Raw genomic sequence first — 18257 nt, 5'->3', positions numbered from 1 at the left:
TGTTTGATATCACCCTGAATCCCTTGTCGGCCAACGTACAACTGTCGCCTTACCTATGCGACAATAGCCGTAATGTCTGGCATCACTCCCGCATTCACTTCCCAGCAGCTCAGCCATCCTGTGCAGACGCTGCTCTTTTAGTATGCACGCTGGATCGACTCAAGCTCCGATTGGAGCTAACTGGAAAAGCCAGGTTTTGGTATCAAATGGGTATCAGGCTAATCCAGACACTTCTAAGTTATTGATAGGTAAGCCCTTTGATCTCCACCGCTAACATCACCATGCAGTTCGGCGCCAAGCCACTGTTCGAGAACGTTTCCGTCAAATTTGGCAACGGCAACCGCTATGGCCTGATCGGTGCCAACGGCTGTGGCAAGTCGACCTTTATGAAGATCCTCGGTGATGATCTTGAGCCGTCGAGCGGCCAGGTGATGCTTGAGCCCAATGTTCGCCTGGGTAAGCTTCGTCAGGATCAATTTGCCTATGAAGAATTCAACGTGATCGATACCGTGATCATGGGCCATGCCGAGTTGTGGCAGGTCAAGGCTGAGCGCGACCGTATCTATTCGCTGGCTGAAATGACCGAAGAAGACGGCATGGCTGTTGCCGAACTGGAAACTGAGTTCGCTGAAATGGATGGCTACACCGCCGAATCCCGTGCCGGTGAATTGCTACTTGGCTTGGGTATTCCATTGGCCCAGCATTTTGGCCCGATGAGCGAAGTCGCTCCAGGCTGGAAGCTGCGCGTATTGCTGGCCCAGGCGCTGTTCTCCGATCCGGACGTGCTGCTGCTCGATGAACCGACCAACCACCTGGACATCAACACCATCCGCTGGCTGGAGAATATTCTCACGGCGCGTAACAGCACCATGATCATCATTTCTCACGACCGTCACTTCCTCAACAGCGTGTGCACGCACATGGCCGACTTGGATTACGGCGAGTTGCGCCTGTTCCCAGGTAACTATGATGAGTACATGACGGCGGCCACTCAGTCGCGCGAGCAACTGCTCTCGGACAACGCCAAGAAGAAGGCGCAGATCAGCGAGCTGCAAAGCTTCGTCAGCCGCTTCTCGGCCAACGCCTCGAAAGCCAAGCAAGCCACTTCCCGCGCCAAGCAGATCGACAAGATCCAGCTGGCTGAAGTCAAGCCATCGAGCCGTATCAGTCCGTTTATCCGCTTCGAGCAGACCAAAAAGCTGCATCGCCAGGCAGTGACTGTTGAGCACATGGCCAAGGGCTTTGATGGCAAACCGCTGTTTAAGAACTTCAGCTTTACCGTTGAAGCCGGCGAGCGCGTGGCGATCATCGGCCCTAACGGTATCGGCAAGACAACCCTGCTGCGTACCCTGATGGGTGAGTTGACTCCGGACGCAGGTTCGGTGAAATGGACTGAAAGCGCTGAGCTGGGTTACTACGCCCAAGACCATGCCCATGACTTTGAAGATGACCTCACCCTGTTCGAGTGGATGGGCCAGTGGACCCAAGGCGGCGAACAGCTGGTACGCGGCACGCTGGGCCGCATGCTGTTCTCCAACGATGACATCCTCAAGTCAGTCAAGGTGATCTCCGGTGGCGAACAAGGTCGCATGCTGTTCGGCAAGCTGATCCTGAACAAGCCTAACGTGCTGATCATGGATGAACCGACCAACCACTTGGACATGGAATCCATCGAAGCCCTCAACCTGGCGCTGGAAAACTACCCGGGTACGCTGATTTTCGTCAGCCACGACCGTGAGTTCGTAGGCTCGCTGGCCACCCGTATCATCGAGCTAAGCGACAGCGGCGTGACCGACTTTAGCGGCACCTACGATGATTACCTGCGCAGCCAGGGCGTTATCGTTTAAGCGCCCTGCTCTGCAGTAAAAAAGCCCGCTCTTGCAGCGGGCTTTTTGCTTTGTATATGGCGTGGGCAGCTAGGCTATTGGCGGACAGAAAAGCGCTGTCCGCTCTACTTCATCCGCGTAGGTTGTGACAACGCGAAGCTTGTCCACCAAACGATCCGCAATACCTCACCCCATAAATGGCGGGCAATAAAGCATTGTCTGCACTGCATCCTGCCAGCAAGAATTTCCCAATAAAAAAGGCCACCCGAAGGTGGCCTCTTTTCAGACAAAAAAGCGATTAGGCCTTTTTGACTTCCCAACCAGTCAGCTCAGCCAGGGCTTTGCCGATGTCAGCCAGGGAACGCACGGTTTTAACGCCTGCGTCTTGCAGAGCAGCAAACTTCTCGTCTGCAGTGCCCTTGCCGCCAGAGATGATTGCACCAGCGTGACCCATACGCTTGCCCGCAGGAGCGGTAACACCAGCGATGTAGGAAACAACAGGCTTAGTCACATTGGCTTTGATGTAAGCAGCAGCTTCTTCTTCAGCCGAACCGCCGATCTCACCGATCATAACGATCGCTTCGGTCTTTGGGTCTTCCTGGAACAACTTCAGGATGTCGATGAAGTTAGAACCTGGGATCGGGTCACCGCCGATACCAACGCAAGTCGACTGACCGAAACCGGCGTCAGTAGTCTGCTTAACAGCTTCGTAAGTCAGGGTGCCGGAACGCGACACGATGCCTACTTTGCCTGGCAAGTGGATGTGGCCTGGCATGATGCCGATCTTGCACTCGCCTGGGGTGATAACACCTGGGCAGTTAGGGCCGATCAGGACAACGCCCAGCTCGTCACACTTAACTTTGGCTTCAAGCATGTCGATAGTTGCAATACCTTCGGTAATGCAAACGATCAGCTTGATACCGCCCATTGCTGCTTCCAGGATCGAGTCCTTGCAGAATGGAGCTGGTACGTAGATAACGCTGGCAGTAGCGCCAGTGGTTTCTACAGCTTCTTTAACAGTGTTGAACACTGGCAGGCCCAGGTGAGTTGAACCACCTTTGCCTGGAGTAACACCGCCGACCATTTTAGTGCCGTAGGCAATGGCTTGTTCGGAGTGGAAGGTACCCTGCGAGCCGGTGAAGCCCTGGCAGATTACTTTGGTGTCTTTATTGATCAGGACGCTCATTACTTGCCCTCCGCAGCTTTGACGACTTGCTGAGCAGCGTCGGTCAAGCTGGTTGCCGCGATGATGTTCAGGCCACTTTCAGCCAGGACTTTAGCGCCCAGCTCAGCGTTGTTACCTTCAAGGCGAACAACAACCGGAATTTTAACGCCGACTTCTTTCACTGCGCCGATGATGCCTTCAGCAATCATGTCGCAACGAACGATACCGCCGAAGATGTTAACCAGAACGGCTTTAACATTGTCATCCGAGAGGATGATCTTGAACGCTTCAGTAACGCGTTCTTTGGTCGCGCCGCCGCCAACATCAAGGAAGTTAGCTGGCTGACCGCCGTGCAGGTTGACGATGTCCATGGTACCCATGGCCAGGCCAGCACCGTTGACCATGCAGCCGATGTTGCCTTCAAGGGCAACATAGTTCAGTTCGAACTTGGCAGCGTGGGCTTCGCGTGGATCGTCCTGCGACGGGTCATGCATAGCGCGCAGCTTAGGCTGGCGGTACATGGCGTTGCTGTCGATGTTGATCTTGGCGTCCAGGCAATGCAGATTGCCGTCAGCCTTGATGACCAGCGGGTTCACTTCCAGCAGCGCCAGGTCGTAGTCCTGGAACAGCTTGGCCAGACCCACGAAGATCTGAGTGAATTGCTTGATCTGGTTACCTTCCAGACCCAGCTGGAAAGCCAACTCGCGCCCCTGGAATGGCTGAGCGCCAACCAGTGGATCGATAGTTGCCTTGAGGATTTTCTCAGGGGTGTCGTGTGCCACTTTCTCGATGTCTACGCCACCTTCAGTGGACGCCATGAACACGATACGACGGCTGGAACGATCAACTACAGCGCCCAGGTACAGTTCCTTGGCGATGTCAGTGCAGGATTCAACCAGGATCTTGCTGACAGGCTGGCCGTTGGCGTCAGTCTGGTAAGTCACCAGACGCTTGCCCAGCCAGTTGGCTGCGAATGCCTTGGCATCTTCTTTGCTCTTGACCAGCTTCACGCCGCCCGCTTTACCGCGGCCACCAGCGTGAACTTGGGCTTTAACAACCCACTCACTGCCACCGATTTTGTCGCAAGCTTCTGCGGCTTCTTCTGGGGTGTCTACTGCGAAGCCTTGGGATACGGGCAGGCCGTATTCAGCGAATAGCTGCTTACCCTGATACTCGTGGAGATTCATGCTTGTCTACCGTCTTCGTTTGGGTATTGCGCATTCGGTGCTGCATATTAGTGCCGCACCACCTGTGACCGCCATCTTGAGCAGTCCGACGTACATTCCGCGCTTAACCGAGGTCAAACACGGGCAGTCGTCGTGGTTCTTTTTGTCCAGTAACCGATGAGCCTGCCGATTGGGCAGACCCAAGGGTTAATAGTCAGTTCACTTAGCGTTTTTTGCGATTAGCAATGTGAATAGCACCGCCATTCACCGCCAATGCTGCTTCGTGCAACGCTTCGGAAAGGGTTGGGTGCGAGAACACCATCATCCCTAAATCTTCGGCACTGGTGCCGAATTCCATGCCGATTGCGCCCTGCTGAACCAACTCAGCAGCGCTTGGGCCAATAACGTGAACGCCCAACACGCGATCAGTCTTGGCATCGGCAATAACCTTGACCATGCCGCCGGTATCATTTGCAGCCATTGCACGGCCGCTGGCCGCGAATGGGAAAGTACCGACGTTTACAGCAATCCCGTCAGCCTTGAGCTGCTGTTCGGTTTTACCAACCCACGCGATTTCCGGGTGAGTGTAGATAACCGATGGGATCAAGTCATAGTTCATTTGCGCTTTGTGACCGGCGATACGCTCGGCAACCATCACGCCCTCTTCCGAGGCTTTGTGCGCAAGCATTGCACCACGAACCACGTCACCAATGGCGTAGACGCCTGGGACACTGGTCTCGCACTGGTCGTTGACGAAGATGAAGCCACGCTCATCCATATCAACGCCGCTGTCAGCTGCCAACAGGTCTGTTGTAACCGGACGACGACCGACCGCTACGATCAGCTTGTCGAAAGTCATCTTCTGCTCGCCATCGGCGTCGGTGAAGCTCACGGTCACTTGCTTCTTCTTGACTTCAGAAGCAGTCAGGCGTGCACCCAGCAGGATTTTCAGACCTTGTTTGGTCAGGGTTTTCATCGCTTCTTTGGAGATCTGGTCATCAGCCGCTGGCAGGAACTTGTCCTGGGCTTCGATTACAGTCACTTGCGAACCCAGACGCGACCATACCGAACCCAGTTCCAGGCCGATAACGCCAGCGCCGATAACGCCAAGAGTCTTAGGTACAGCTTGGAAGTCCAGAGCGCCAGTCGAGTCGACGATAACGTCTTGGTCAACAGGTGCTGGTGGAATGTCGATCGGCTTGGAGCCCGAAGCGATGATCACATTACCGGCTTCAACAATTTGAGTGGTGCCGTCTTGGGCAGTGACTTCAACTTGCTTGCCCGAAAGCAGCTTGCCGTGGCCTTCCAGCAGGGTTACACCGTTAGCCTTGAACAGGGTGGCAACGCCGCCAGTAAGGTTCTTAACGATGGTGTCCTTGCGGCCAACCATTGCAGGCACGTCCATGCTCACGCCTTTGGCAGTGATACCGTGGACGGCGAAGCCTTCCTGGGCTTCGTGGTATTTCCACGAGCTGTCGAGCAGTGCTTTGGAAGGAATGCAACCTACGTTCAAGCACGTACCGCCCAAGGCGATCTTGCCAGCTTTATCCTGATACTTCTCGATACAGGCAGTCTTCAAGCCCAGTTGCGCCGCCTTGATTGCAGCTACATAACCGCCAGGGCCGGCACCGATGACTACCACGTCGAATTTCTGAGACATTACTGATTCCTTCTCAAATAAACCGGGCGGCTCCTTGTGAGAGCCGCCGAGGGAGAAACTGGGTTTAGATATCCAGCAGCAGGCGTGCAGGATCTTCCAGCAGGTTCTTGATGGTCACCAGGAAGGTCACGGCTTCCTTACCATCGATCAGGCGGTGATCGTAAGACAGCGCCAGGTACATCATTGGACGAATAACAACCTGACCATTGATCGCCATCGGGCGCTGCAGGATATTGTGCATACCCAAGATAGCAGCTTGCGGCGGGTTAACGATCGGCGTCGACATCATCGAACCAAAAGTACCACCGTTGGTGATGGTGAAGGTACCGCCAGTCATCTCATCAATCGACAGTTTGCCGTCGCGGGCTTTCTTGCCGAAGGTGGCGATGCCATTTTCGATTTCAGCCAGGCTCATCGACTCGGCGTTACGCAGCACTGGTACAACCAGGCCACGGTCGCTCGACACAGCAACGCCAACGTCAGCGTAGCCGTGGTAAACGATGTCAGAACCGTCGATCGAAGCGTTTACAGCCGGGAAGCGCTTGAGTGCTTCAGTGGCCGCCTTGACGAAGAACGACATGAAGCCCAGGCGTACGCCATTGTGCGACTTCTCGAACAGGTCCTTGTACTTCGAACGCAGTGCCATGACTTCAGTCATATCGACTTCGTTGAACGTGGTCAGCATCGCCATGTTCGATTGAGCTTCAACCAGACGCTCGGCAACCTTGGCACGCAGGCGGGTCATTGGTACGCGCTTCTCAACACGATCACCAACAGCCATTGCCGGAGCGCTGGCAGCTGCAGCAGCAGCAGCTGGTTTGGCAGCAGGCGCGTTCTTCTTGGCTTCAACAGCCGCGACAACGTCTTCTTTAGTGACGCGACCGCCTTTGCCGGTACCCGTGATGCTGCTTGGGTTGATGCCGTTTTCTTCAGCCAGCTTGCGCGCAGCAGGCGAAAGGATTTGGTCGTCGTCGCCAGCAGCCGGTGCAGCAGCAGGCGCCTCAGCTTTGGCAGCAGGTGCCGAGGCAGCGGCCGGGGCAGCGGCCGGGGCAGCTGCAGCAGCGCCTTCAGTCAGGCGACCCAGCAGTTCGTTGCTCAGTACGGTGTCGCCTTCGTTCTTGACGATTTCAGCGATAACGCCGTCGGCTTCAGCCAACACTTCGATAACAACTTTGTCCGTCTCGATGTCAACAATCAGCTCATCGCGCTTGACTGCGTCGCCCGGCTTTTTGTGCCAAGTGGCAACGGTACCGTCAGCAACCGATTCCGGGAAAGTTGGGGCATTAATATCGATAGCCATTGTGTGTGTCCTTAAATTCGGTTTTCAACGAGGCGGCCTACTCAGGCCGCCTCTTGCGCTCGGGCGTTAAACAGTAAAAGCGTCTTGCAGCAGTTTTTCCTGCTGCTCGGCGTGCAACGATGCATAACCGCATGCTGGAGATGCAGAGCCTTCACGGCCGGCATACTCAAGAACCAGGGTTTTCTTATGCGCAGTAACAACACGGCGCATGTGATGCTGGCTGCAATACCAGGCACCTTGGTTCATCGGCTCTTCCTGACACCAGACGATGTGCTTGAGGTTCTTGTAAGCGGCAAGCGCCTCAGTCAAGTCTTCTTCTGGGAACGGATAGAGCTGTTCGAGGCGTACGATTGCAATGTTGTTCAAGCCTTCAGCGCGACGCTTTTCAAGCAGGTCGTAGTAGACCTTGCCGCTACACATCACCACGCGGTCCACTTTCTTCGGATCAATTGCATCGATCTCTGGAATAACCGTCTGGAACGAGCCTTCGGCCAAATCTTCCAGCGTCGAGATTGCCAATTTGTGGCGCAGCAGCGACTTAGGCGTCAATACGACCAATGGCTTGCGCAGCGGGCGAATCACCTGACGACGCAGCAAATGGTAGATCTGAGCCGGCGTGGTCGGTACGCAAACCTGCATATTGTGCTCGGCACAGAGTTGCAGATAACGCTCCAAACGCGCCGAGGAGTGCTCAGGCCCCTGCCCTTCGTAGCCGTGCGGCAAGAGCATGGTCAGACCACAGAGACGACCCCACTTGGTTTCACCGCTGGAGATGAACTGGTCGAATACAACCTGGGCACCGTTGGCGAAGTCACCGAATTGCGCTTCCCAGATAACCAGGCCATTTGGCGTGGTTGTGGAATAACCGTATTCGAACGCCAGCACCGCTTCTTCAGACAGGAACGAGTCATACAGATCGAAGTCTGGTTGCTCGTTATACAGCTTCTGAAGTGGCACGTAGGTGCTGCCATCTTTTTGGTTGTGCAGCACGGCATGACGGTGCGAGAAGGTACCGCGACCCACGTCCTGACCGGTAATGCGGATCGGATGGCCTTCGAACAACAGGGTTGCGTACGCCATGGTTTCGGCATAACCCCAGTTGATCGGCAGCGCACCGGCGGTCATCTTCTGGCGATCTTCGTAGATCTTCGAAACCTGACGCTGAACCACGAAGCCGTCTGGTGTTTCCAGCAGCTTGGCCGACAGTTCTTGCAGGGTTTTGAGATCAAAACGGGTGTCGTGACGCGCAGTCCAGGCGTGGCCCAGATACGGACGCCAGTCAACGAACAGCTCTTTGTTTGGCTCTTTAACCAAGCTCTTCACAACGTGCTGACCGTTATCCAGTGCCGTGCGATATTCATCGCTCTTGGCCTGAACGTCTTCGGCAGTCTGACGCGATGCGTTGATCAACATCTCGGCATACAGCTCACGCGTGGTGCGCTGCTTGGCGATTTGCTGATACATCAGCGGCTGGGTGCCGTTCGGCTCATCGGCTTCGTTGTGACCGCGGCGACGGTAGCAAACGAGGTCAATAACCACGTCGCGCTTGTACTGCATGCGGTAATCAACAGCCATCTGCGTAACAAACAACACGGCTTCCGGATCATCACCATTTACATGGAAGATCGGCGCCTGAATCATTTTGGCCACATCGGTGCAGTACTCGGTGGAACGAGCATCGTCTACACGGCTGATGGTAAAGCCAACCTGGTTGTTGATGACGATATGGATGGTGCCGCCTGTCTTGAAGCCGCGGGTCTGCGACATCTGGAAGGTTTCCATGACCACGCCCTGACCTGCAAAAGCAGCGTCGCCGTGGATGGAAATTGGCAGGACCTTATCGCCCACATCATCACTGCGGCGGTCTTGACGGGCACGTACCGAACCCTCGACTACCGGCGAGACAATTTCAAGGTGAGACGGGTTGAACGCAAGCGCCAAGTGGACTTCGCCACCTGCAGTCATCACGTTCGAGGAGAAACCCTGGTGATATTTAACGTCACCTGAGCTCAGGCCTTCGGTTTTCTTGCCTTCGAACTCGTCGAACAGATCACGCGGGTTCTTGCCGAAGGTGTTGACCAATACGTTGAGACGACCACGGTGGGCCATGCCGATGACAATTTCCTTGGTGCCGTATGAGCCACTGCGCTGGATGATTTCATCAAGCAGCGGGATCAGGCTTTCACCACCTTCCAGACCAAAGCGCTTGGTGCCCGGGTATTTGGTGCCCAGGTACTTCTCCAAACCTTCAGCCGCAGTCAGGCGCTCAAGCACATGGCCCTGCACTTCCGCGGAATATTGTGGACGACCACGAACGCTTTCCAGACGCTGCTGAAACCAGCTGCGCTGCTCGGAATCGACGATGTGGGTAAATTCTGCGCCAATGGTGCGGCAATATGTCTGCTGCAACGCTTCGAGAATTTCCCGCAAACTTGCCTCTTCCTTGCCGATAACAAGGCCACCCGTGCGGAACGTGGTGTCCATGTCAGCGTCGGTCAGGCTGTAGTGATTGATCGACAGGTCAGCCGGCAGCGGACGCTGCCAAAGACCCAGCGGATCAAGCTGCGCAGCCTGATGACCACGCATGCGGTAGGCCTGAATCAGACGCAGAACCTCGACTTGCTTTTTCTCGTGCTCGCTGCTGACGCTAGCGGCGGAAACCGGTTGCGCACGGGCTTTGTTTTTAGCGAGCAGGACGAAATGGTCGCGAATCGTGGAATGCGATACGTCTGTTGTGGCGCCACCATCGGCCGGTAACTTCTGAAAGTAAGTGCGCCACTCTTCTGGCACAGCGTTGGGATCGTGCAGGTAAAGCTCATAGAGCTCTTCCACATAGGCAGCGTTTCCACCGGATAGGTGGGCACTGTCCCACATGCGCTGCATCACGCTTTCTTGCATGCTTGGTCACCCTCGGTTAGGGGACACCACCGGCGTAGAAACCGCGTGGGCTTTCGAAGTCTTGATGCAGCGACCTCGGTAAAGCCACCACGGATCCCGCAGATAGTCCGGGCTCCGGCCCAGATGCCCCTGCTGGTCGTCATAATATTTCAAAATAAGAACCGCGACTTTTTGAGCTGCGATTCTGGCTATAACTGCGGCCTCCTATTGAGCACAAGAGACCGCAGGCGTTACAGGTCTAACTAAACTCGGTGAATCAAGTACCGCTTTGCAACAACATGCCGCGAATGTGGCCGATTGCCTTGGTCGGGTTAAGACCCTTAGGGCAAACGCTCACGCAGTTCATGATGCTGCGGCAGCGGAACACACTGAATGGATCATCCAATGCCGACAAACGTTCAACTGTTTTTGTATCACGGCTGTCTGCCAGGAAACGATAGGCTTGCAGCAGTGCAGCAGGACCGAGGAACTTATCAGGGTTCCACCAGAACGACGGGCAGCTGGTCGAGCAGCAAGCGCACAGGATGCACTCGTACAGACCGTCCAACTTCTCGCGCTCTTCCGGGCTCTGCAGGCGTTCGATGGCCGGTGTTGGCGTATCGTTCTGCAAAAACGGCTGAACCTTCTCGTACTGCTTATAGAAGATGCTCATATCGACAACCAGGTCACGAATGACTGGCAAACCAGGCAACGGACGAATCACCAGCTTGTTGTTTTTCACCACAGCCGACAGCGGCGTGATGCAAGCCAGGCCATTCTTGCCATTGATGTTCATACCGTCAGAGCCACACACGCCCTCACGGCAAGAACGACGATAGGAGAAGCCTTCGTCCTGTTCTTTGACCAGCGCCAGTACGTCAAGAACCATGATGTCCTTGCCGCCTGTATCGATCTGGAAATCCTGCATGAACGGCGCAGAGTCGCTCTCAGGGTTATAGCGATAAACACTTACTTGCAACATATCAGCCACCCTTAGTAAGTCCGGATCTTAGGTTCAAAGGTCGGAACTGTCTTCGGCGAGAAGTTGACGGCACGCTTGGTCACGCGCTTTTCGCCTGGGAAGTACAGGGAATGGCACAGCCAGTTTTCGTCGTCACGATCTTCGAAGTCTTCACGAGCGTGAGCACCGCGAGATTCTTTACGCGTCTCGGCAGCAATCGCAGTCGCTTCAGCAACTTCAAGAAGGTTTTGCAGTTCCAGGGCTTCGATACGCGCAGTATTGAAAGCCTGACTCTTGTCCGCGATCTTAACATTGGCGATCCGCTCACGCAGGTCAGCCAATTGGGCAATACCCTTCTGCATGTATTCGCCAGTACGGAATACACCGAAGTAGTTCTGCATGCAGCTTTGCAGCTCTTTACGCAGCGGCGCTACATCTTCGCCAGTGGTGCGCTCGTTAACACCCGCCAGACGGCTGAGCGACTGATCAATATCAGTGGCGCTGGCATTACGATGTTCAACGCCTTCTTTAAGCGATTTCTCCAGGTGCAGGCCAGCCGCACGACCAAATACCACCAAGTCGAGCAGCGAGTTGCCGCCCAGGCGGTTAGCACCGTGAACCGATACGCATGCCACTTCACCCACGGCGAACAGACCTTCGATGATCTTGTCGTTGCCGTTGGCATCCTGAGTGATCGCCTGGCCATGAATGTTGGTGGCAACGCCGCCCATCATATAGTGGCAAGTTGGAACAACCGGGATCGGCGTTACAGCTGGATCAACGTGAGCGAAGGTTTTCGACAGCTCAACGATGCCTGGCAGACGGCTCAGCAGGACTTCTTCGCCCAGGTGATCCATCTTCAGCATTACGTGATCGCCATCAGGGCCACAGCCGTTACCGGCAATGATCTCTTTAACCATCGAACGTGCAACTACGTCACGACCTGCAAGGTCTTTGGCGTTTGGTGCATAGCGCTCCATGAAACGCTCGCCGTGCTTGTTGATCAGGTAACCACCTTCACCACGGCAACCTTCAGTTACCAGTACACCGGCGCCGGCAATACCGGTCGGGTGGAACTGCCACATTTCGATGTCCTGAACCGGAACACCTGCACGCAGCGCCATGCCAATACCGTCACCGGTGTTGATCAGGGCATTGGTGGTCGACGAGTAGATACGGCCAGCACCGCCAGTCGCCAGAACCACAGCCTTGGCACGGATATAAACGGTCTCACCGTCTTCCAGGCAGATAGCGATCACACCGACGATTACGCCGTCCTGGTTCTTCACCAGATCAACCGCGTACCACTCGTTCAGGAACGAGGTGCCAGCTTTCAGGTTGCCCTGATAAAGGGTGTGCAACAGTGCGTGACCGGTACGGTCAGCGGCTGCGCAAGTACGAGCAGCCTGGCCGCCCTTACCGAAATCTTTCGACTGGCCACCGAATGGACGCTGATAGATGCGGCCAGTTTCAGTGCGCGAAAACGGCAAGCCCATGTGCTCAAGCTCGAACACCGCTTCCGGACCTACGGAACACATGTATTCGATAGCGTCCTGGTCACCGATATAGTCGGAGCCCTTGACGGTATCGTACATGTGCCAGCGCCAATCATCGTTCGGATCAGCCGAAGCGATCGCACAGGTGATACCGCCCTGAGCCGATACAGTATGCGAACGGGTTGGGAAAACTTTGGTGACTACTGCGGTTTTGTGACCGCCTTGAGCCAGTTGCAGCGCGGCACGCATGCCTGCACCGCCGCCACCAATGATGATGGCGTCATAGGAAAGTGTACGAATGCTAGTCATGGATCAGATACCCCAAAGAATCTGCACGCCCCAGACGAAAAACGCGAACATGGCGATGCCACACGCAGCCTGGAACAGAAAACGCACGGCCGTAGCCCACTTGCCGATAGCCATGTTGGTCAGGTAGTCAGTGGAGATTGTCCACATACCAACCCAGGCATGAACGCTAAGTGAAACCAAGGTCAGCAAGCTGAAGATGCGCATTGCTTGATTGGAGAACAGACCATGCCAATCGGCATAACCCATACCAGGATGGGCGATCACATAACCGAGCAAAAACAGTACATAAGCCGCGAGCACGACTGCTGAAACGCGTTGTGCCATCCAGTCATACAGACCCGAACGCGACAAGTTAGTGACGTTAGTTACCATATCCATACCCCCAGCAGCAGAATCATGACCGCTGCGACAGCGAGTACGATTTTCGAGCCCAATGCACCGCCCTCAAGCGATTCACCGATGCCCATGTCCATGATGATGTGGCGTACGCCAGCCACCAAGTGGTACAGCAAGGCGGACAACAATCCCCAAATCACGAACTTAGCCAAAGGGCTGGTCAAACATTCTTTCACCTCGGCAAAGCCTTCCTCTGAAGCAAGCGACTTGTCGAGCGCATAGAGCAACACGGCAATACCGACAAAGAGGATGACACCGGAGATACGGTGAAGAATGGACGTGTAAGCGGTGATTGGGAGCTTGATAGTCCTAAGGTCTAGGTTTACAGGTCGTTGGCTATTCACGGCTTTTTTTATCACACTGAGAGCCCCGAAGTTGCAGGGCAAAGTTGTCGGGAGGTGCACTGGTCAGGTACCCATCACCCAAGGAGTGAAAACCACCAGATACAGGGTCAAAAGCCCTTAGTGGTTGGCCGCAGAGTATAGACAGTTAGGTTACTAATGACAACGGACCAGCCTATCCTTCGTGCAGATTGCGCGGATTAATTAAATCACGTAAAAGCGCAACTTATCCTTAATAATCAGCTGCCAACACGCTCTACCCCATAGTGTTTTAGCAAATTGACTTTAGAATTTATCCCACTATAGTGGTGCGGGCCCTGCGTGGGGGGCTGTCTGATGATATCAAGCATAACTAGGAGGCCACACATGGCTGACAAAAAAGCGCAGTTGATCATCGAGGGCGCTGCCCCCGTCGAGCTGCCTATTTTAACCGGCACCGTTGGTCCCGATGTAATAGATGTAAGAGGCTTAACAGCCACGGGCCGCTTCACTTTTGATCCGGGCTTCATGTCCACCGCGTCTTGCGAGTCGCAAATCACCTACATCGATGGTGAACAAGGCATTCTGCTTCACCGCGGTTATCCAATTGAGCAGCTCGCCGAGAAAGCTGACTATCTGGAAACCTGCTACCTGCTGCTCAATGGCGAACTGCCTAATGAAGCGCAAAAAGCTCAATTTGTATCCACTATCAAGAACCACACCATGGTTCACGAGCAGTTGAAGACCTTCTTCAACGGCTTCCGCCGCGACGCACACCCAATGGCCATCATGTGTGGCGTGGTCGGCGCACTCTCCGCCTTCTATCACGACTCCCTGGACATCAAGAACCCGCATCACCGCGAAGTTTCGGCCATGCGCCTGATCTCCAAGATGCCGACCCTTGCAGCGATGACCTACAAGTACTCCATGGGCCAACCCATGATGTACCCGCGTAATGACCTTAATTACGCTGAAAACTTCCTGCACATGATGTTCAACACGCCTTGCGAAATTAAGCCGATCAGCCCGGTTCTGGCCAAAGCAATGGATAAAATCTTTATCCTGCACGCCGACCACGAGCAGAACGCATCGACTTCAACCGTTCGCCTGGCTGGCTCCTCTGGCGCCAACCCATTTGCCTGTATCGCGGCTGGTATCGCTGCACTTTGGGGCCCTGCTCACGGCGGCGCCAACGAGGCCGTACTGAGCATGCTTGATGAAATTGGTGATGTTTCAAACATCGACACCTTCATCGCCAAGGCCAAAGACAAGAACGATCCGTTCAAGCTGATGGGCTTCGGTCACCGCGTCTACAAGAACCGTGACCCACGCGCCACCGTGATGAAACAGACCTGCGACGAAGTCCTGAAAGAGCTGGGCATCACCAATGACCCACAACTTGAGCTGGCAATGCGCCTCGAAGAGATCGCGCTGACCGATCCATACTTTATCGAGCGCTCGCTGTACCCGAACGTAGACTTCTACTCGGGCATCATCCTCAAGGCCATAGGCATCCCAACCAGCATGTTCACTGTGATTTTCGCACTGGCACGTACCGTTGGCTGGATCTCGCACTGGAAAGAAATGCTCGAAAGCCCGTACAAGATTGGCCGCCCACGCCAGCTGTACACCGGCAAAGAGCAGCGCGATATCAATAGATAAGCCGACCGGGCCTGTTTAATCGCGTAAAAAAGGCTGCCAATTGGCAGCCTTTTTTGTGAGCACCTGGACAGGTGGCGCCGCTGGATTATTGTTTCTCGGCTAATTCTCGGTAGTTTTTCAAGGTATTGAACGGCGCATCGACCACGAACTTGTTGGCCAGCCACGATGGCACGCTGCCGCCCGGCTCGGTATGCACCTCATACACAACCTCAATATCACCTGCGGCCTTCGGGGTAAACACCCAACGACCTTCTAGCTGGCTGACCCTGACAAAGTCCTTCTCTGGCGGCAAGTAATCAGGCACACCGTGCATCACACGGGTCGCGCCACCCTTCGCATCCTGCGCGGTGGTGACTTCCATAACGGAGTCACGCGGAGTGACCGGCCATGGCGTGTTGAATTGCGCGTAGGTCCAGGTTTTATCGCCTTCGTGCTTGAGCATTTTTTGCATTTTGCACTCATGAATCCATGCGCACGAACCGGCTACGTCATTCTGTAACTTGAGCAACGTCGGTAAATCGGCCTTGACTGTCGTCACACCGCGATAGGCCTTGTATTCCGAGCCCTTCACATCGCTCAGGTAAATCTTGATCCCGGCTTCATCTTTCACCAGATTCCAGTCCTGGCCATGAGCAGTACTTACAGCCAAGACTGTAACGCCAGCCACTAACAACCGTGTAAACAGAGCCATCATTTCTCCCAGGCTTTTGCCTGCTGGTAATTAATTAACACGCCACAGCAGTAGAGCCTTCAAGCCAGGCGAGCAAACGTATTGCGTCTTCCCGAGTGTCACCGCACACCTCTAGATCCGCACTAAATGCAGAACAGACCGCCGGGCGCTCAGGTTGGCCGAAGATCATGCAGAAATTAGCTTCATCCAGCTGAATACAGCGCACGCCTGCAGGCTTGCCGTTGGGCATGCCTGGAATGGGCGAACTAATTGAAGGTGAGATGCAGCAAGCGCCACAGCCAGCACGGCATTTCATGACCTTAAAACCTCTAACGAAAGCACAATCACGACATTTTGCCGATTTTAACCGCCCAATGCTGAAATTAGCAGTGTCTGAAACAGATAAATGCCGGGCAATCTGTATCAGGCGCAATGTGCAGCGCCTGATAGATAAGGCAACAAACAGCCTCAGGAGTTCTTTGTCGGCTTAAGTCGCGAGATCAGGCTCGAAGTATCCCAACGACCACCGCCAGCAGCCTGAACGTCGGCATAGAACTGATCAACCAACGCAGTGACTGGCAATTGAGCACCATTGCTCCGCGCCTCAGTCAGCAGGATAGACAAGTCCTTGCGCATCCAATCGACCGCAAAACCGAATTCGAACTCACCATCAAGCATGGCTTTATGGCGATTCTCAAGCTGCCAGGATTGCGCTGCGCCCTTGCTGATGACCTCCATGGCGCCAATACCGTCGAGACCGGCACACTGTGCAAAGTGAAGGGCTTCGGACAAGCCCTGAACCACGCCTGCGATACAAATCTGGTTGACCATCTTAGTCAGTTGGCCACTACCCGCCGGCCCCATCAACCGTACCATCTTGGCGTAAGCATCAATCACCGGCTGCGCTTTATCAAAATCGGCCTGCTCGCCGCCGACCATGACCGTCAGCACACCATTTTGTGCACCCGCCTGACCGCCTGAAACCGGCGCATCAAGAAAGCCTATCGAGCGCTCTTGGGCGAGCTCAGCAAGCTCGCGGGCGACAGTGGCAGAGGCCGTGGTGTGATCAACCAGCACTGCGCCAGCCTGCATGCCCGCCAACGCACCATCGTCACCGAGCACTACACTGCGCAAATCATCGTCATTACCGACGCACACCATCACCAAGTCTGCGCCTTGCGCCGCTTCGCGTGGTGTCGCGGCGCACTCACCGGCATATTCTTCAACCCACTGCTCAGCCTTGGCCGAGGAGCGATTGTAAACACAGACTTGATGACCATCGCGCGCCAAATGCCCCGCCATGGGATACCCCATTACACCTAATCCAATAAAGGCTACGTTGGCCATTTGAAACCTCCAGGTTGATTTATCAGCAGCCTAACATGGGTTTTGCCGCACTTGTCGGGCACTTGCATACTGCCGCCATTGTCCTAAAACCTAATAGTAAGTTTGCCGACAGCGCGAGTACAGGCTCGCATGCTCATGGAGAGCCTATGGGACACTGGTTAGTAATTGACTTGGAAGCCACAACCGAGGAAGGCGGCTGGCCGATCGAAGAGATGGAAATCATCGAAATAGGCGCCAGCATGGTGAATGCCCAGGGCCATGAGATCGATCACTTTCAACGTTTTGTAAGGCCTGTCAGGCGCCCTCACCTGACCAAGTTTTGCCGTGACCTGACCCATATCAGCCAAACCGATGTCGACAGCGCAGGGCCATTGTCTGAAATCTGGCCGCACTTTGAGCGCTGGCTCAGCCAGCATCACCCGCGCCTGATCGGCTGGGCAAGTTGGGGCGAATATGACCGCCGCCAACTTGAGCAAGACTGGCGCCTGCAAAAGCTCAGCAGTCACTTGAGCACGCTCAGTCACCTGAATCTTAAAAAAACCTTCGCCCAAGCGCGCAAACTACAGCAGCCAGTGGGCCTGCACACCGCACTGCAACTCTCTGGAATCAATTTCAGCGGACAACAGCATCGCGCTCTTAGCGACGCGCGTAACACCGCTCGATTACTGCCACTGGTTTTACCTGTTCAAAGCTGATGACGACCCGATCAGGCTTCGGCATACTGGCGACCCTTTTTTCAGCCCTTGCGAGGATGTGCATATGTTCAAAGTGAATGAGTACTTCGACGGCACCGTCAAATCTATTGCTTTCGATATGGTCGCAGGCCCCGCCACTATCGGCGTAATGGCTGCTGGCGACTACGAGTTTGGCACCAGCCAACTCGAAGTCATGCATGTTGTGGCAGGCGCACTGACGGTTCAATTGCCAGGCTCAGACAGCTGGGAAACATTCGAATCGGGCAGCAACTTCACAGTTCCGGCCAACAGCAAGTTCAAGCTCAAGGTCGCGGTTGATACGGCTTATCTCTGCGAATATCGCTAATTGCTTGATGGCTGAATAACCGGCCTGCGGGCCGGTTTTTTATTGCACCTGTATTTGATCT

Annotated in this window: 15 protein-coding genes and 1 pseudogene; 4 read left to right on the top strand and 12 right to left on the bottom strand. The window is 54.9% G+C overall.

Features of this window, described 5'->3' with window-relative positions:
- Positions 1 to 257: 257 nt before the first annotated feature.
- Complete coding sequence (locus AACY26_RS20800) at positions 258 to 1847, top strand: ABC-F family ATPase (protein ID WP_339516858.1); 1590 nt, start codon at positions 258 to 260, stop codon at positions 1845 to 1847.
- 277 nt (positions 1848 to 2124) lie between these two features.
- On the opposite strand, the gene sucD is transcribed toward AACY26_RS20800, so the two are convergent.
- From sucD to sdhC, 9 genes are all read right to left on the bottom strand, one after another.
- Entirely contained in the window at positions 2125 to 3012 is an 888-nt protein-coding gene (gene sucD, locus AACY26_RS20795) for a succinate--CoA ligase subunit alpha (protein ID WP_087517017.1), read from the bottom strand.
- The gene (gene sucC, locus AACY26_RS20790) at positions 3012 to 4178 is read right to left on the bottom strand and encodes an ADP-forming succinate--CoA ligase subunit beta (protein ID WP_087517018.1); all 1167 of its coding nucleotides are present in this window, start codon (positions 4176 to 4178) and stop codon (positions 3012 to 3014) included. Before sucC ends, sucD begins: the two co-directional genes overlap by 1 nt.
- A 202-nt stretch (positions 4179 to 4380) precedes the next feature.
- A complete protein-coding gene (gene lpdA / locus AACY26_RS20785; RefSeq protein WP_010490056.1) occupies positions 4381 to 5817 on the bottom strand; it encodes a dihydrolipoyl dehydrogenase in 1437 nt (478 codons plus the stop codon).
- 64 nt (positions 5818 to 5881) lie between these two features.
- Positions 5882 to 7117 carry a 2-oxoglutarate dehydrogenase complex dihydrolipoyllysine-residue succinyltransferase gene (gene odhB, locus AACY26_RS20780; protein ID WP_339516856.1) on the bottom strand — a complete coding sequence of 412 codons (1236 nt, stop codon included), beginning with the start codon at positions 7115 to 7117 and terminating at the stop codon, positions 5882 to 5884.
- 66 nt (positions 7118 to 7183) lie between these two features.
- Positions 7184 to 10015: a 2-oxoglutarate dehydrogenase E1 component gene (locus AACY26_RS20775; protein WP_339516854.1), complete on the bottom strand. Its 2832-nt coding sequence runs from the start codon at positions 10013 to 10015 to the stop codon at positions 7184 to 7186.
- Between the two features lie 256 nt (positions 10016 to 10271).
- On the bottom strand, positions 10272 to 10976 hold the full coding sequence (locus AACY26_RS20770; protein WP_010490063.1) for a succinate dehydrogenase iron-sulfur subunit: 705 nt from the start codon (positions 10974 to 10976) through the stop codon (positions 10272 to 10274).
- A gap of 11 nt (positions 10977 to 10987) precedes the next feature.
- On the bottom strand, positions 10988 to 12760 hold the full coding sequence (sdhA, locus tag AACY26_RS20765) for a succinate dehydrogenase flavoprotein subunit (RefSeq protein WP_339516852.1): 1773 nt from the start codon (positions 12758 to 12760) through the stop codon (positions 10988 to 10990).
- A gap of 3 nt (positions 12761 to 12763) precedes the next feature.
- Positions 12764 to 13132: a succinate dehydrogenase, hydrophobic membrane anchor protein gene (sdhD, locus tag AACY26_RS20760; protein WP_339516961.1), complete on the bottom strand. Its 369-nt coding sequence runs from the start codon at positions 13130 to 13132 to the stop codon at positions 12764 to 12766.
- Positions 13126 to 13512: a succinate dehydrogenase, cytochrome b556 subunit gene (gene sdhC / locus AACY26_RS20755; protein ID WP_339516959.1), complete on the bottom strand. Its 387-nt coding sequence runs from the start codon at positions 13510 to 13512 to the stop codon at positions 13126 to 13128. Before sdhC ends, sdhD begins: the two co-directional genes overlap by 7 nt.
- Before the next feature lie 351 nt (positions 13513 to 13863).
- On the opposite strand from sdhC, the gene gltA reads away from it, so the two are divergent.
- On the top strand, positions 13864 to 15138 hold the full coding sequence (gene gltA / locus AACY26_RS20750) for a citrate synthase (protein WP_339516850.1): 1275 nt from the start codon (positions 13864 to 13866) through the stop codon (positions 15136 to 15138).
- Between the two features lie 85 nt (positions 15139 to 15223).
- On the opposite strand, the gene AACY26_RS20745 is transcribed toward gltA, so the two are convergent.
- From AACY26_RS20745 to AACY26_RS20735, 3 genes and pseudogenes are all read right to left on the bottom strand, one after another.
- Positions 15224 to 15832: an START domain-containing protein gene (locus AACY26_RS20745; protein WP_445261337.1), complete on the bottom strand. Its 609-nt coding sequence runs from the start codon at positions 15830 to 15832 to the stop codon at positions 15224 to 15226.
- 31 nt (positions 15833 to 15863) lie between these two features.
- Positions 15864 to 16124 carry a YkgJ family cysteine cluster protein gene (locus tag AACY26_RS20740; protein ID WP_339516846.1) on the bottom strand — a complete coding sequence of 87 codons (261 nt, stop codon included), beginning with the start codon at positions 16122 to 16124 and terminating at the stop codon, positions 15864 to 15866.
- Positions 16125 to 16276: 152 nt separating this feature from the next.
- Positions 16277 to 17164, bottom strand: a pseudogene (locus AACY26_RS20735) (NAD(P)-dependent oxidoreductase); the annotation flags it as partial.
- Between the two features lie 137 nt (positions 17165 to 17301).
- Here AACY26_RS20735 and AACY26_RS20730 point away from each other — a divergent pair.
- Together AACY26_RS20730 and ppnP are read left to right on the top strand one after the other, a co-directional pair.
- Complete coding sequence (locus AACY26_RS20730; RefSeq protein ID WP_339516844.1) at positions 17302 to 17850, top strand: exonuclease domain-containing protein; 549 nt, start codon at positions 17302 to 17304, stop codon at positions 17848 to 17850.
- 64 nt (positions 17851 to 17914) lie between these two features.
- Positions 17915 to 18196 carry a pyrimidine/purine nucleoside phosphorylase gene (gene ppnP, locus AACY26_RS20725; protein WP_339516842.1) on the top strand — a complete coding sequence of 94 codons (282 nt, stop codon included), beginning with the start codon at positions 17915 to 17917 and terminating at the stop codon, positions 18194 to 18196.
- Positions 18197 to 18257 lie beyond the last annotated feature (61 nt).

This window comes from Pseudomonas sp. RL_15y_Pfl2_60, from assembly GCF_963970595.1.
GTDB lineage: Bacteria > Pseudomonadota > Gammaproteobacteria > Pseudomonadales > Pseudomonadaceae > Aquipseudomonas.
The sequence above is the reverse complement of the archived record's forward strand: the minus strand, read 5'-3'. Positions and strand labels throughout refer to the sequence as shown.

Coding starts and splice junctions, on each gene's coding strand:
- lpdA (WP_010490056.1), bottom strand. CDS start 5,817: ATGTCTCAGAAATTCGACGTGGTAGTCATCGGTGCCGGCCCTGGCGGT.
- sdhD (WP_339516961.1), bottom strand. CDS start 13,132: ATGGTAACTAACGTCACTAACTTGTCGCGTTCGGGTCTGTATGACTGG.
- AACY26_RS20745 (WP_445261337.1), bottom strand. CDS start 15,832: ATGATGGCTCTGTTTACACGGTTGTTAGTGGCTGGCGTTACAGTCTTG.
- ppnP (WP_339516842.1), top strand. CDS start 17,915: ATGTTCAAAGTGAATGAGTACTTCGACGGCACCGTCAAATCTATTGCT.
- AACY26_RS20775 (WP_339516854.1), bottom strand. CDS start 10,015: ATGCAAGAAAGCGTGATGCAGCGCATGTGGGACAGTGCCCACCTATCC.
- AACY26_RS20740 (WP_339516846.1), bottom strand. CDS start 16,124: ATGAAATGCCGTGCTGGCTGTGGCGCTTGCTGCATCTCACCTTCAATT.
- sucD (WP_087517017.1), bottom strand. CDS start 3,012: ATGAGCGTCCTGATCAATAAAGACACCAAAGTAATCTGCCAGGGCTTC.
- AACY26_RS20770 (WP_010490063.1), bottom strand. CDS start 10,976: ATGTTGCAAGTAAGTGTTTATCGCTATAACCCTGAGAGCGACTCTGCG.
- gltA (WP_339516850.1), top strand. CDS start 13,864: ATGGCTGACAAAAAAGCGCAGTTGATCATCGAGGGCGCTGCCCCCGTC.
- odhB (WP_339516856.1), bottom strand. CDS start 7,117: ATGGCTATCGATATTAATGCCCCAACTTTCCCGGAATCGGTTGCTGAC.
- AACY26_RS20730 (WP_339516844.1), top strand. CDS start 17,302: ATGGGACACTGGTTAGTAATTGACTTGGAAGCCACAACCGAGGAAGGC.
- sucC (WP_087517018.1), bottom strand. CDS start 4,178: ATGAATCTCCACGAGTATCAGGGTAAGCAGCTATTCGCTGAATACGGC.
- sdhA (WP_339516852.1), bottom strand. CDS start 12,760: ATGACTAGCATTCGTACACTTTCCTATGACGCCATCATCATTGGTGGC.